Raw genomic sequence first — 15,348 nt, 5'->3', positions numbered from 1 at the left:
GGAATTATAAATAGAAAGAGTGAATCCTATGCTCCAACAACTAGTAAATGGTTTGATTCTAGGTAGTGTATACGCGCTGTTAGCCCTAGGATATACCATGGTTTACGGAATTATCAAGCTCATCAACTTCGCCCACGGTGATATTTATATGATGGGAGCCTTTATCGGTTATTTCTTGATCAATTCTTTCCAAATGAATTTCTTTGTAGCGCTTATTGTAGCGATGCTAGCGACAGCCATTCTTGGTGTCGTGATTGAGTTCCTTGCTTACCGACCTTTGCGCCACTCTACGCGTATTGCTGTTTTGATTACGGCTATTGGGGTTTCTTTCCTACTGGAGTATGGCATGGTCTATCTGGTTGGTGCCAATACTCGCGCCTTCCCTCAAGCGATTCAAACAGTTCGCTATGATTTGGGACCAGTTAGCCTAACAAACGTGCAGTTAATGATTTTGGCCATTTCCTTGATTTTGATGATTTTGTTACAAGTCATTGTCCAAAAGACTAAGATGGGGAAAGCCATGCGTGCTGTATCTGTAGATAGCGATGCAGCGCAATTGATGGGGATCAATGTAAATCGTACTATCAGCTTTACCTTTGCTTTAGGTTCAGCTCTTGCGGGTGCGGCTGGTGTTCTGATTGCCCTCTACTATAACTCTCTTGAGCCTTTGATGGGGGTTACTCCAGGTCTTAAGTCTTTCGTTGCCGCAGTACTTGGCGGTATCGGAATCATTCCTGGTGCGGCTCTTGGTGGCTTTGTGATTGGTCTATTGGAAACCTTTGCGACAGCCTTTGGAATGTCAGACTTCCGTGATGCCATTGTTTATGGAATCTTGTTGTTGATCTTGATTGTCCGCCCAGCTGGTATCCTTGGTAAAAATGTGAAAGAGAAGGTGTAAACGATGAAGGAAAATTTAAAAGTTAATATTCTATGGTTACTCCTTTTGTTAGCTGGCTATGGCTTGATTAGTGTACTGGTTTCAGTCGGAGTACTCAACCTATTCTATGTACAGATTTTACAACAAATCGGAATCAATATTATTCTGGCTGTTGGTCTCAACTTAATCGTTGGTTTTTCAGGACAATTTTCACTTGGTCATGCTGGTTTCATGGCGATTGGTGCCTATGCAGCAGCTATTATTGGTTCTAAATCACCAACCTACGGTGCCTTCTTTGGAGCCATGCTGGTAGGAGCTTTGCTTTCAGGAGCAGTTGCCTTGCTTGTCGGAATTCCAACCTTGCGCTTGAAGGGGGACTATCTTGCGGTAGCAACTCTTGGTGTTTCTGAAATTATCCGTATCTTTATCATCAATGGTGGAAGCCTTACAAATGGTGCGGCAGGTATCTTGGGAATTCCAAACTTTACAACTTGGCAAATGGTATACTTCTTTGTCGTGATTACAACCATTGCAACCTTGAATTTCTTGCGTAGTCCAATTGGTCGTTCAACCCTCTCTGTTCGTGAGGATGAAATCGCTGCTGAGTCAGTTGGGGTTAATACGACTAAAATTAAAATCATCGCTTTTGTCTTTGGTGCCATTACTGCAAGTATTGCAGGGTCACTTCAGGCAGGATTTATCGGGTCTGTTGTACCGAAAGATTACACTTTCATCAACTCAATCAACGTTTTGATTATTGTTGTATTTGGTGGACTTGGTTCCATTACAGGTTCCATTGTTTCAGCTATTGTTCTGGGGATTTTGAATATGCTTCTCCAAGATGTTGCTAGCGTGCGTATGATTATCTACGCTTTGGCCTTGGTATTGGTAATGATTTTCAGACCAGGTGGACTCCTTGGAACATGGGAATTGAGCCTATCACGTTTCTTTAAAAAATCTAAGAAGGAGGAACAAAACTAATGGCATTACTTGAAGTAAAACAGTTAACCAAACATTTTGGCGGTCTAACAGCTGTTGGAGATGTGACTCTTGAATTGAACGAAGGGGAACTGGTTGGACTAATCGGTCCAAACGGAGCTGGGAAAACCACTCTTTTCAACCTCTTGACGGGTGTTTATGAACCAAGCGAGGGAACAGTAACCCTAGATGGTCACCTTTTGAATGGAAAGGCACCTTATAAGATTGCCTCTTTGGGACTTGGACGTACTTTCCAAAATATTCGTCTCTTTAAAGATTTAACCGTTTTGGACAATGTTTTAATTGCTTTTGGCAACCATCATAAACAACATGTTTTTGCTAGTTTCTTACGCTTACCAGCTTTTTACAAGAGTGAAAAAGAATTAAAGGCTAAAGCTTTGGAATTGCTGAAAATCTTTGATTTGGATGGTGATGCAGAAACTCTTGCTAAAAATCTTGCCTACGGACAACAACGTCGTTTGGAAATTGTTCGTGCCCTCGCTACGGAACCTAAAATTCTCTTCTTAGATGAACCAGCAGCGGGTATGAACCCACAGGAAACAGCTGAATTGACTGAGTTAATTCGTCGTATCAAAGATGAATTTAAGATTACGATCATGCTGATTGAACACGATATGAATCTGGTCATGGAAGTAACAGAACGTATCTACGTACTTGAATATGGTCGTTTAATTGCTCAAGGAACTCCAGATGAAATTAAGACTAATAAACGCGTTATCGAAGCTTATCTAGGAGGTGAAGCCTAATGTCTATGTTAAAAGTTGATAATCTTTCTGTGCATTACGGTATGATCCAAGCAGTCCGTGATGTAAGCTTTGAAGTTAATGAAGGAGAAGTTGTTTCCCTTATCGGTGCCAATGGTGCTGGTAAGACAACTATTCTCCGTACCTTGTCTGGTTTAGTTAGACCAAGCTCAGGAAAGATTGAATTTTTAGGTCAAGAAATCCAAAAGATGCCAGCGCAGAAAATCGTAGCAGGTGGGCTTTCACAAGTTCCAGAAGGACGCCACGTCTTTCCTGGCTTGACTGTTATGGAAAATCTTGAAATGGGAGCTTTCTTAAAGAAAAATCGTGAAGAAAATCAAGCTAACTTGAAGAAAGTTTTCTCACGCTTCCCACGTCTTGAAGAGCGGAAGAACCAGGACGCAGCCACTCTTTCAGGAGGGGAACAACAAATGCTTGCCATGGGACGCGCTCTTATGTCAACACCAAAACTTCTTCTCTTAGATGAACCATCAATGGGACTTGCTCCAATATTTATTCAAGAGATTTTTGATATCATTCAAGATATTCAGAAGCAAGGGACAACTGTCCTCTTGATTGAACAAAATGCCAATAAAGCACTCGCAATCTCTGACCGAGGATATGTATTGGAAACAGGGAAAATCGTCCTATCCGGAACAGGAAAAGAACTCGCCTCATCAGAAGAAGTCAGAAAAGCATATCTGGGTGGTTAAAAAGGTCCGGGGGACCTTTTTAATCGGTGGATAGAGATTGCGAAGCAATCATCGCATAGTCTGGGAGACTAGTTTAGGTTGCAGATGGAGATTACGAAGTAATCATCATTATAGTCCAGGGGACCTTTTTAGTCGGCGGATGAAGATTGCGAAGCAATCATCAAATCCAGTGGATTGTTTTAGTCAGAAGATGAAGATTGCGAAGTAATCATCATCTACATCAAAAGGTTAATTTCTAATAATTGAAAAAATCGAATGAAACGTTTCTAACCTTCATTCACAGAGCTCGATTTTAGAGCTCTTTTTGCTAGCTTATTCATACTTTTCTGAATTTTGAAAAAGAAATGTAAGCGTTTGATAGATTTACAAAAAGATTGTATAATAGGGATAAGAATAGAAAAGGAGAAGTCTCATGGCAGTTAAAGATTTTATGACCCGCAAGGTAGTGTACATTAGTCCAGATACAACAGTATCTCATGCAGCAGATTTGATGAGAGAGCAAGGCTTGCACCGTTTGCCCGTTATCGAAAATGATCAATTAGTTGGTTTGGTGACTGAGGGAACCATTGCACAAGCAAGTCCATCCAAAGCAACAAGTCTTTCTATCTATGAGATGAATTATCTTCTGAATAAGACAAAAGTAAAAGATGTCATGATTCGCGATGTTGTCACTGTCTCAGGCTATGCCAGTCTTGAGGATGCAACTTATCTGATGTTGAAAAACAAGATTGGTATTCTTCCTGTCGTAGATAACCATCAAGTCTACGGAGTTATTACAGACCGTGACGTTTTCCAAGCCTTTCTTGAAATTGCTGGCTATGGAGAAGAAGGAATTCGTGTGCGCTTTGTTACGGAAAATGAAGTTGGCGTTCTTGGTAAGATTGTTTCTCTAATCGTTGAAGAAAATTTGAATATCTCCCATACAGTCAATATTCCGCGTAAGGATGGTAAGGTCATTATCGAAGTTCAAATCGATGGATCAATTGATTTACCAGCCTTGAAAGAAAAATTTGAATCAGAGAATATTCAAGTAGAAGAGATTACTCGTACTTCAGCAAAAGTCTTGTAAGAAGGGAAGCCGAAAGGCTTCTTTTTACGTGTAATAAGGGATTAGAGCAAAAGATGGAAAGAAATGATAAAATATGCTATAATGAAATAATGTAAAAAAGGAGTATTTATGGACATTTCAGAAATTCGTCAGAAAATTGACGCAAATCGTGAAAAATTAGCTTCTTTCAGGGGGTCTCTTTGACCTCGAAGGTTTAGAGGAAGAGATTGCCATCTTGGAAAACAAGATGACAGAACCTGATTTTTGGAACGATAATATCGCGGCCCAAAAAACGTCGCAAGAATTAAATGAATTAAAAAACACCTATAACACCTTTCACAAAATGGAAGAGTTGCAGGATGAAGTTGAAATTTTATTAGACTTTTTAGCTGAAGATGAGTCGGTACATGAAGAATTGGTTGAACAGTTATCCGAACTTGATAAGATGATGACCAGTTACGAGATGACCTTGCTCTTGTCAGAACCTTATGACCATAATAATGCCATCTTGGAAATCCATCCAGGATCCGGTGGTACTGAGGCTCAGGACTGGGGTGATATGTTGCTTCGTATGTACACTCGCTATGGAAATGCTAAAGGCTTTAAAGTGGAAGTATTGGATTACCAAGCAGGAGATGAAGCTGGTATCAAGTCAGTAACCTTATCTTTTGAAGGACCTAATGCCTATGGTCTTCTCAAGTCAGAAATGGGTGTACACCGTTTGGTACGAATTTCACCATTTGACTCTGCTAAACGTCGCCACACCTCTTTCACATCTGTAGAAGTGATGCCAGAATTGGATGATACTATTGAAGTAGAAATCCGTGAAGATGATATCAAGATGGATACTTTCCGTTCAGGTGGTGCTGGTGGACAAAACGTCAACAAGGTTTCCACAGGTGTGCGTTTGACACACATTCCTACGGGAACTGTCGTTCAGTCAACAGTCGATCGTACCCAGTATGGAAATAGAGATCGTGCCATGAAGATGTTGCAGGCTAAGCTCTATCAAATGGAGCAGGAGAAGAAAGCTGCGGAAGTCGATTCCCTCAAGGGTGAGAAAAAGGAAATCACATGGGGAAGTCAAATTCGTTCTTATGTTTTCACGCCATATACTATGGTAAAAGACCATCGAACTAACTTTGAAGTTGCACAAGTAGATAAGGTTATGGATGGAGACCTAGATGGTTTTATTGATGCCTATCTCAAGTGGAGAATCAGCTAAGATAGAAAGGAACTCACATGTCAATTATTGAAATGAGAGATGTCGTCAAAAAATACGACAACGGAACGACTGCCCTACGTGGTGTTTCGGTAAGCGTTCAACCAGGGGAATTTGTTTACATCGTAGGACCTTCAGGAGCTGGGAAATCAACCTTTATTCGTTCTTTGTATCGCGAAGTAAAAATCGAAAAAGGAAGCTTATCTGTTGCTGGTTTTAATCTGGTTAAAATTAAAAAGAAAGATGTTCCTCTCCTACGTCGTAGTGTTGGGGTTGTCTTCCAAGATTATAAACTGTTACCAAAGAAAACCGTTTATGAAAATATTGCTTATGCAATGGAGGTAATTGGAGAAAGTCGCCGTAATATCAAAAAACGTGTTATGGAAGTCTTAGACTTGGTTGGATTGAAGCATAAGGTTCGTTCTTTCCCAAATGAACTTTCAGGGGGAGAACAGCAACGGATTGCAATTGCACGTGCCATTGTAAACAATCCAAAAGTATTGATTGCGGACGAACCAACAGGAAACTTGGACCCAGATAATTCATGGGAAATTATGAACTTGCTGGAACGCATCAATCTCCAAGGTACAACTGTCTTGATGGCTACCCACAACAGTCAGATTGTAAATACCTTGCGCCACCGTGTCATTGCCATTGAAAATGGCCGTGTCGTTCGTGACGAAGCTAAAGGAGAATATGGATACGATGATTAGTAGATTTTTTCGTCATTTATTTGAATCGTTAAAAAGTTTGAAACGAAATGGCTGGATGACAGTAGCTGCTGTTAGTTCAGTTATGATTACTTTGACCTTGGTTGCAATATTTGCATCTGTTATCTTTAATACGGCTAAACTAGCTACAGATATCGAAAATAATGTCCGAGTAATGGTATACATTCGTAAGGACGTAGCTGATAATAGTGAGACGATTGAAAAAGAAGGTCAAACTGTTACAAATAACGACTACCATAAGGTATATGATGCTTTGAAAGGTATGTCAACCGTTAAAAGTGTTACGTTTTCAAGTAAAGAAGAACAATATGAAAAGTTGACAGAAACAATGGGGGACAACTGGAAAATCTTTGAGGGCGATGCCAATCCACTCTATGATGCATATATCGTTGATACAAATACACCAAGTGATGTAAAGACGGTAGCAGAAGAGGCTAAGAAAATCGAAGGTGTATCAGAAGTTCAAGATGGTGGTGCTAATACAGAACGCTTGTTTAAGTTAGCTTCATTTATTCGTGTTTGGGGACTAGTTATCGCTGGATTATTGATTTTCATTGCGGTGTTCTTGATTTCTAATACTATACGTATCACCATTATTTCACGAAGCCGTGAAATTCAAATCATGCGTTTAGTAGGTGCTAAGAATGGCTATATCCGCGGACCTTTCTTGCTTGAAGGTGCCTTCATTGGTTTGCTTGGAGCAACACTTCCATCAGTTCTGGTATTTATTGTCTATAAAATGGTTTACCAATCTGTTAATAAGTCATTGGTTGGTCAGAACCTTTCAATGATATCACCAGAAGTATTCAGTCCACTGATGATTGCCTTATTATTTGTGATTGGAATTTTTATCGGTTCAATCGGATCAGGAATTTCAATGCGCCGATTCCTGAAAATCTAAAATAGAAGTATATTTGAGGAGATTTTAATATCTCCTTTTTTACTACAAAAATTTTAGAAAAAAGTCTACTTTTTTTTATAAAAGCCTTTACAAAAAAAATTAAAGTGGTATAATTGAATTATAGAAAGTGCAAACGTTTTCGTAAAACGTTTGCCTAAATAAAAATAAAGGAGATTTGAATGATGAAAGATACATTCAAAAATGTCTTGTCTTTCGAGTTTTGGCAAAAATTCGGTAAGGCTTTGATGGTGGTTATCGCGGTTATGCCGGCTGCTGGTTTGATGATTTCAATCGGTAAGTCTATCGTAATGATTAACCCAACTTTTGCACCACTTGTAGTTACAGGTGGAATTCTTGAGCAAATTGGTTGGGGGGTTATCGGTAACCTTCACATTTTGTTTGCCCTAGCAATTGGAGGAAGCTGGGCTAAAGAACGTGCTGGTGGTGCTTTCGCCGCTGGTCTTGCCTTCATCTTGATTAACCGTATCACTGGTACAATCTTTGGTGTATCAGGAGATATGTTGAAAAATCCAGATGCTATGGTCACAACTCTCTTTGGTGGTTCAATCAAAGTTGCTGATTACTTCATTAGTGTTCTTGAAGCTCCAGCATTGAACATGGGTGTGTTTGTAGGGATTATCTCAGGTTTTGTAGGGGCAACTGCTTACAATAAATACTACAACTTCCGTAAACTTCCTGATGCACTTTCATTCTTCAACGGGAAACGTTTCGTACCATTTGTAGTTATTCTTCGTTCAGCAATCGCTGCAATTCTACTTGCTGCCTTCTGGCCAGTAGTTCAAACAGGTATCAATAGCTTTGGTATCTGGATTGCCAACTCACAAGAAACTGCTCCAATCCTTGCACCATTCTTGTATGGTACTTTGGAACGTTTGCTCTTGCCATTTGGTCTTCACCATATGTTGACTATCCCAATGAACTACACAGCTCTTGGTGGTACTTATGACATTTTAACTGGTGCAGCTAAAGGTACTCAAGTATTTGGTCAAGACCCACTATGGCTTGCATGGGTAACAGACCTTGTTAACCTTAAAGGTACAGATGCAAGTCACTACCAACAATTGTTAGATACTGTTCACCCAGCTCGTTTCAAAGTTGGACAAATGATCGGTTCATTCGGTATCTTGATGGGTATGATCGTTGCTATCTACCGTAATGTCGATGCTGATAAGAAACATCAATATAAAGGTATGATGATTGCGACAGCTCTTGCAACATTCTTGACAGGGGTTACTGAACCAATCGAATACATGTTCATGTTTGTAGCAACACCTATGTATCTTGTTTACTCACTTGTTCAAGGTGCTGCCTTCGCTATGGCTGACGTAGTAAACCTACGTGTCCACTCATTCGGTTCAATTGAATTCTTGACTCGTACACCACTAGCAATTAATGCTGGTATTGGTATGGATATCGTTAACTTTATCTGGGTAACTGTTCTCTTTGCCGTAATCATGTACTTTATCGCAAACTTCATGATTCAAAAATTCAACTACGCCACTCCAGGACGTAACGGAAACTACGAAACTGCTGAAGGTTCAGAAGAAGCTAGCAGCGAAGTGAAAGTTGCAGCAGGTTCTCAAGCTGTAAACATTATCAACCTTCTTGGTGGACGTGCAAACATCGTTGATGTTGATGCATGTATGACTCGTCTTCGTGTAACTGTAAAAGATGCTGATAAAGTCGGTGATGCAGAACAATGGAAAGCAGAAGGAGCTATGGGTCTTGTCATGAAAGGACAAGGAGTTCAAGCTATCTACGGTCCAAAAGCAGACGTATTGAAATCTGATATCCAAGATATCCTTGATTCAGGTGAAATCATTCCTGAAACTCTTCCAAGTCAAATGACGGAAGCGCAACAAAACACTGTACACTTCAAAGGTCTTACTGAGGAAGTTTACTCAGTAGCAGATGGTCAAGTTGTTGCTTTGGAACAAGTGAAAGATCCAGTATTTGCTCAAAAAATGATGGGTGATGGATTTGCTGTAGAACCTGCAAATGGAAACATTGTATCTCCAGTTTCAGGTACTGTATCAAGCATCTTCCCTACAAAACATGCTCTTGGTCTTGTGACTGAAGCAGGTCTTGAAGTATTGGTTCACATTGGTTTGGACACAGTAAGTCTTGAAGGTAAACCATTTACAGTTCATGTTGCTGAAGGACAAAAAGTTGCAGCAGGAGATCTCCTTGTCACAGCTGACTTGGATGCTATCCGTGCAGCAGGACGTGAAACTTCAACAGTAGTTGTCTTCACAAATGGTGATGCAATTAAATCAGTTAAATTAGAAAAAACAGGTTCTCTTGCAGCTAAAACAGCAGTTGCTAAAGTAGAATTGTAATATACTTGAGGTTGGAAGCTGTATTCCAACCTCTTATTTTGGGAGAAAAGAATGAAATTTTTAACACTCAATACTCATAGTTGGATGGAAAAAGAAGCTGAGGAAAAATTCCAGATTTTGCTTGAGGATATCCTTGAAAAAGACTATGATTTGATTTGTTTCCAAGAAATCAATCAGGAGATCACATCTCCAGAGGTAGAGGTCAATGATCTTTATCAAGCTTTGCCAGCAGCTGAGCCTATTCACCAAGATCACTATGTTAGACTCTTGGTTGAAAAGTTATCTGAGCAAGGGAAAAATTACTACTGGACTTGGGCCTATAACCATATCGGTTATGATCGCTACCATGAAGGTGTGGCTATCTTGTCTAAAACACCTATTGAAGCAAGAGAAATTTTGGTTTCAGATGTGGATGATCCAACAGACTATCATACTCGTCGTGTTGCCTTGGCTGAAACTGTAGTTGATGGTAAGGAGCTTGCAGTTGCCAGTGTCCACCTTTCTTGGTGGGATAAAGGTTTCCAAGAAGAATGGGCACGATTTGAAGCTGTCTTGAAAGAATTGAACAAGCCGCTTTTGCTAGCTGGAGATTTCAACAATCCAGCTGGTCAGGAAGGTTACCAAGCTATTTTAGCTAGTCCATTAGGCTTACAAGACGCATTTGAAGTTGCTCAAGATAAAAGTGGTAGCTATACTGTTCCACCAGAAATTGATGGATGGAAGGGGAACACTGAACCCCTTCGAATCGACTATGTTTTTACTACCAAGGAGTTAGCGGTGGAAAATTTACATGTCGTATTTGATGGTAACAAGAGTCCACAAGTGAGTGATCACTATGGCTTGAATGCTATTTTAAACTGGAAATAATGACTGAAAAGAGGTTGGGATTCACAAATTCCAGCCTTTTTTACTAGAGAAGCTACTAGAAATAGCCTAAATAAGTGAGACTACTGAAATGGAATAAAATATGGTATAATTGATAGGATAGATAGAATCGAGGATATTATGTCATTTACGAAATTTCAATTTAAAAAATATATTAGTGAAGCCTTGGAGGAGTTGAAATTTACAACTCCAACAGAGGTGCAAGACAAGTTGATTCCTATTGTTTTGACAGGTCGTGACCTAGTCGGTGAATCAAAAACAGGTTCGGGTAAGACTCACACTTTCCTATTGCCGATTTTCCAGCAATTAGATGAAGCCGACGATAGTGTTCAAGCAGTCATTACTGCACCGAGCCGTGAATTAGCTACTCAAATTTACCAAGCAGCCCGTCAGATTGCAGCCCACTCAGATGTCGAAGTTCGTGTGGTTAATTATGTGGGTGGTACGGATAAGGCTCGCCAGATTGACAAATTGGCAAGTAACCAGCCTCATATTGTTATCGGAACGCCTGGCCGTATTTATGACTTAGTTAAGTCTGGTGACCTAGCTATTCACAAGGCAAAGACCTTTGTGGTCGATGAGGCAGACATGACCTTGGATATGGGATTCTTAGAAACTGTTGATAAGATTGCTGGAAGCCTTCCAAAAGACCTGCAATTCATGGTCTTCTCAGCGACTATTCCACAAAAACTGCAACCATTCTTGAAAAAATACTTATCAAATCCTGTTATGGAGAAAATCAAGACCAAAACGGTCATTTCTGACACTATTGATAATTGGTTGATTTCAACTAAGGGACGTGACAAGAACGCTCAAATTTACCAGTTGACTCAGTTGATGCACCCATATTTGGCAATGATTTTTGTTAACACTAAAACGCGTGCTGATGAATTGCATTCATATCTGACTGCTCAAGGCTTGAAGGTAGCGAAGATTCATGGAGATATTGCCCCTCGTGAACGTAAGCGAATCATGAATCAGGTGAAAAATCTGGATTTTGAGTACATTGTCGCAACAGATTTGGCAGCGCGTGGGATTGACATTGAAGGTGTCAGCCATGTCATCAATGATGCCATTCCGCAAGACTTATCCTTCTTCGTGCACCGTGTTGGTCGTACCGGACGCAATGGCCTACCAGGTACAGCTATTACCCTTTATCAGCCAAGTGATGACTCAGATATCCGTGAGTTGGAGAAATTAGGAATTAAGTTTACTCCTAAGATGGTCAAAGACGGGGAATTTCAAGATACTTATGACCGTGATCGTCGTGCTAACCGTGAGAAAAAACAAGATAAACTTGATATCGAAATGATTGGCTTGGTCAAAAAGAAAAAGAAAAAAGTCAAACCAGGTTATAAGAAGAAGATTCAATGGGCGGTTGATGAAAAGCGCCGCAAGACCAAGCGTGCTGAAAATCGCGCTCGAGGTCGTGCAGAGCGTAAAGCTAAACGCCAAACATTTTAATAGTAATTGTTGGAGTGCTGAGCTCCAACTTTTTGATTTATGAGAACGAACTATCGGTAAATTCCCAAACTAAGTTCCACCGCTAGTAGAAGTGGAAGTTAATCTGATAAAAATTGTAAAAACCAGTGGAAATCCATGTCAGGGTAAGTTCCACTGGTTTTACTAATGCTTGATTTTATTGCTTTTGTAGCCAAAATGAATCGAAAAAAAGAGCGCACAAAATCCTCTTATCTGAAAGCGTTTCAGATTAAGTTCCGCTATGGTGGAAGTTAGTGTGAGACGTTTGAATAGGGTTTTAGGTTAGTTTTTAGAACTTATGTTGGAGTAATTTAGAAGACTGACAGACGTCTTCTGCAGGTATTTTAGAAATACCGAGAAGCTTAGGAATTTCTTCTCCATAAGTAAAGGCAAAGAGTTCATAAGCTGACTTTCCATTCAAAGCAGCACGTTTGACGCTGTTGACATGAGAGCAGACGAGATTGATGTCCTCTTGAGTTAAATTGTCAAAAGAAGTTCCTTTAGGTAGAATGTCGCGAATCAGCGTGTGATTTTTCTCAATTCTCCCTTTCTGGTCAGAGCGATTAGGGTCACAAAAGAAGAGTTTACTCTCTCCTCGCACATCCATTTCGATGTCATCAACCCTGGCAAACTCTCCACCATTATCGGTAAGAATGACAGGGAAGAGTTGGAAGAAATCTTTGTCCGCTTGGTGAAGAGTGTTCTTGATGTCATAGAGATGTTTGGTAACCTCAAGGGCAGTTTTATTATCCAGAAGTCTAGCGAAGATAAAGTTACAGAAAGATAGATTGAAGGTGAGTAGGACTTTACCTCCCATTCTCCCCATAACTGTGTCCATTTCCAGCCAAGAGTCTAGTTGATTCAGTGCTAAATAGTTTTGGAAATCCTCATAGGAACGGCCTTTTTTAGCTTCTTTAGGGATGGAAGGTAGCTTACTTTTTCGTCTTTCTTTGAATTTAACGGCTCTGGCAAGATCAATCGGAGCGATAGATAGGTACCCTTTTCGGATGTGTCGATAGACAGTTGAGGAGCTGACATCAAGGTTATGAGTTTTGAGAATATGATAGATGTGTTGTCCTTTTTTAACCCCATCAGAAATGACTTTGTCCATGTCCCAGAAGGTCTTGGAATTGAGGGGAGTTCCTTCACGAGCTTCGCCAAGAGTTTGTTCGTATTGTTTTTGAGCTTGCTTAGCGAGGTAGAAGATCTTCTTATAGCCACAATTCTGTCTTCTTTTAGGGCAGCCGTTACAGACAAAGGGAGCTTTGTCGAGTAGAGGGCAAGGAAGGTTATGGCATGTAGACTCTCGGACTTGTCTGTTTCGTTTGACTTCTTTAGAAACAGTAGTCGGGTCTTTTAGAATGGATTGTCCAATAGCTTTGAAGGTTTCACTGCGCTCTAAACCTAATTGGATATCATTACGGTCTGAAAGGGTAAGGTGTTTATGTTTTGTCATAGTAGACCTCGTTTCTAACTCAAACGTCTCACACTTAATTCCACCATAAAAATCCGTTTTAGACTAATTTCCACTTTGGTCAGGCAAGTGGAAGTTACTTTGAGAAGTTACAAGAACGAACTATCTAAACAGAAACACTACATTAAAGACTGCAAATTGCGCTAAAAAATGGTATAATGATAAAGTTATATAGTCCCGATAAGATGGTAGGTATTCATTACTAAGAGTTTTCAGTAGTTTGCAATTCGCAAAGACTGACGGCTCCAAAGTAGTCGCTCGTCATTCTACGGTTGCCGCTATAAGGTGGTCACCCTATGCGCCTTACTAGCTTCAGAAATAAAAAAGTATTGTTTTTATTTCTTTCGCGTCGCAACTCGTAGATGATAGGGATTCCTATCAGTACTTTGTAACTCTATAACACTATTTTTAAGGGGGGACATTTTTATGTCAGAACGTAAATTATTCACGTCTGAGTCTGTATCTGAGGGGCATCCAGATAAGATTGCAGACCAAATTTCAGATGCGATTTTGGATGCTATTTTAGCTAAGGATCCAGAAGCGCACGTTGCTGCTGAGACAGCTGTATATACTGGTTCTGTTCACGTTTTTGGTGAAATATCTACAAATGCCTATGTGGATATTAACCGTGTGGTTCGTGATACCATTGCAGAGATTGGCTACACTAATACAGAATATGGTTTTTCTGCTGAGACTGTAGGAGTACATCCATCTTTGGTGGAACAATCTCCTGACATTGCCCAAGGTGTTAACGAAGCCTTGGAGGTTCGTGGAAATGCAGACCAAGATCCGCTGGACTTAATTGGTGCTGGAGACCAAGGTCTCATGTTTGGCTTTGCAGTGGATGAAACAGAAGAGCTCATGCCTTTACCAATTTCACTCAGTCATAAATTGGTTCGTCGTCTGGCAGAACTTCGTAAGTCTGGGGAAATTAGCTATCTTCGCCCAGATGCTAAATCACAAGTTACGGTTGAGTATGATGAAAATGACCGTCCAGTACGTGTGGACACAGTTGTTATTTCAACTCAGCACGATCCAGAAGTCAGCAACGAACAAATTCACAATGATGTCATTAACAAGGTTATCAAAGAGGTTATTCCAGCTTCCTACTTGGATGAGCAAACAAAATTCTTCATCAATCCTACTGGTCGTTTTGTAATCGGTGGACCTCAAGGGGACTCAGGTTTGACTGGTCGTAAGATTATCGTAGATACTTATGGTGGCTACTCTCGTCACGGTGGTGGTGCCTTCTCTGGTAAAGATGCGACTAAGGTAGACCGTTCAGCCTCTTATGCGGCTCGCTATATTGCAAAGAATATTGTTGCAGCAGGCCTTGCTAAGAAGGCAGAAGTGCAATTGGCCTACGCTATCGGTGTTGCCCAACCTGTTTCTGTTCGTATCGATACTTTCGGTACAGGAACAGTAGCTGAAAGCAAGCTTGAAAAAGCAGCCCGTCAAATCTTTGACCTTCGCCCTGCAGGAATTATCCAAATGCTGGACCTCAAGCGTCCAATTTACCGTCAAACATCGGCTTACGGTCACATGGGACGTACAGATATTGACCTTCCATGGGAACGTTTGGATAAGGTAGATGCTTTAAAAGAAGCAGTAAAATAAATGAATTGAAGAAAGAGGGGCCTCCCTCTTTTTTATAGTTTTTAACTATACTGGGATACTGTTCTGAAAATCCATTTTGCGAAAGTAGAGATTTACATGTATTTCTTTAAAAATGATAAAGGTTGAGATTTCTCCTCGTAATAGATAATCATGGGGATATTTCAATCCAAAGTTTTATTCGTTATCACTTGACTATTGCAAGGTTTTCTAGAGCAACAGAGTCATGGAATGGACTCATGGTTGAGATTTCTCCTTGTTGCTTGGACTTCATTCAAAAGTCTGTTATCCAAGTCTTG

At 40.3% G+C, this 15,348-nt stretch carries 13 protein-coding genes; 12 read left to right on the top strand and 1 reads right to left on the bottom strand.

The genetic code is table 11. From position 1 onward, the window contains the following. Window positions 1–28: 28 nt before the first annotated feature. From AC6I9F_RS07075 to AC6I9F_RS07025, 11 genes are all read left to right on the top strand, one after another. Complete coding sequence (locus AC6I9F_RS07075) at window positions 29–898, top strand: branched-chain amino acid ABC transporter permease (protein WP_000941427.1); 870 nt, start codon at window positions 29–31, stop codon at window positions 896–898. Between the two features lie 3 nt (window positions 899–901). Continuing rightward, window positions 902–1,858, top strand: coding sequence for a branched-chain amino acid ABC transporter permease (locus AC6I9F_RS07070; protein WP_262081717.1), 957 nt, complete (start codon window positions 902–904; stop codon window positions 1,856–1,858). Next, window positions 1,858–2,622: an ABC transporter ATP-binding protein gene (locus tag AC6I9F_RS07065; protein WP_001185995.1), complete on the top strand. Its 765-nt coding sequence runs from the start codon at window positions 1,858–1,860 to the stop codon at window positions 2,620–2,622. The genes AC6I9F_RS07070 and AC6I9F_RS07065 overlap by 1 nt, the downstream gene beginning before the upstream one ends. Next, on the top strand, window positions 2,622–3,332 hold the full coding sequence (locus tag AC6I9F_RS07060) for an ABC transporter ATP-binding protein (RefSeq protein WP_000062200.1): 711 nt from the start codon (window positions 2,622–2,624) through the stop codon (window positions 3,330–3,332). The genes AC6I9F_RS07065 and AC6I9F_RS07060 overlap by 1 nt, the downstream gene beginning before the upstream one ends. Window positions 3,333–3,744: 412 nt before the next feature. Next, window positions 3,745–4,401, top strand: coding sequence for a CBS domain-containing protein (locus tag AC6I9F_RS07055; RefSeq protein ID WP_004256822.1), 657 nt, complete (start codon window positions 3,745–3,747; stop codon window positions 4,399–4,401). Between the two features lie 108 nt (window positions 4,402–4,509). Then, window positions 4,510–5,605 (top strand): peptide chain release factor 2 gene (gene prfB / locus AC6I9F_RS07050; protein ID WP_115262371.1). Its coding sequence is split into 2 segments (ribosomal slippage): window positions 4,510–4,581 and window positions 4,583–5,605, totalling 1,095 coding nucleotides; the frame shifts between segments, so codons are not numbered across the junction. Between the two features lie 17 nt (window positions 5,606–5,622). Then, window positions 5,623–6,315 carry a cell division ATP-binding protein FtsE gene (gene ftsE, locus AC6I9F_RS07045; protein WP_000022269.1) on the top strand — a complete coding sequence of 231 codons (693 nt, stop codon included), beginning with the start codon at window positions 5,623–5,625 and terminating at the stop codon, window positions 6,313–6,315. Then, a complete protein-coding gene (ftsX, locus tag AC6I9F_RS07040) occupies window positions 6,308–7,234 on the top strand; it encodes a permease-like cell division protein FtsX (RefSeq protein ID WP_000625545.1) in 927 nt (308 codons plus the stop codon). Before ftsE ends, ftsX begins: the two co-directional genes overlap by 8 nt. Before the next feature lie 179 nt (window positions 7,235–7,413). Beyond that, a complete protein-coding gene (locus AC6I9F_RS07035; protein WP_084951093.1) occupies window positions 7,414–9,594 on the top strand; it encodes a PTS transporter subunit IIBC in 2,181 nt (726 codons plus the stop codon). 51 nt (window positions 9,595–9,645) lie between these two features. Then, window positions 9,646–10,461, top strand: a complete 816-nt coding sequence (locus tag AC6I9F_RS07030; protein ID WP_084863100.1) for an endonuclease/exonuclease/phosphatase family protein — start codon at window positions 9,646–9,648, stop codon at window positions 10,459–10,461. A 138-nt stretch (window positions 10,462–10,599) separates the two neighbouring features. Then, window positions 10,600–11,943 carry a DEAD/DEAH box helicase gene (locus AC6I9F_RS07025; protein WP_498021303.1) on the top strand — a complete coding sequence of 448 codons (1,344 nt, stop codon included), beginning with the start codon at window positions 10,600–10,602 and terminating at the stop codon, window positions 11,941–11,943. 307 nt (window positions 11,944–12,250) lie between these two features. On the opposite strand, the gene AC6I9F_RS07020 is transcribed toward AC6I9F_RS07025, so the two are convergent. Continuing rightward, on the bottom strand, window positions 12,251–13,417 hold the full coding sequence (locus tag AC6I9F_RS07020; protein ID WP_000160552.1) for an IS30 family transposase: 1,167 nt from the start codon (window positions 13,415–13,417) through the stop codon (window positions 12,251–12,253). Window positions 13,418–13,861: 444 nt separating this feature from the next. Here AC6I9F_RS07020 and metK point away from each other — a divergent pair, with 444 nt between their 5' ends. After that, window positions 13,862–15,052, top strand: coding sequence for a methionine adenosyltransferase (gene metK, locus AC6I9F_RS07015; protein ID WP_023940470.1), 1,191 nt, complete (start codon window positions 13,862–13,864; stop codon window positions 15,050–15,052). The last annotated feature ends 296 nt before the right edge of the window (window positions 15,053–15,348 follow it).

It is taken from the genome of Streptococcus nakanonensis (assembly GCF_059738785.1).
Note: the sequence above shows the minus strand (reverse complement) of the source record. Positions and strands in the feature narration are given on the sequence as shown.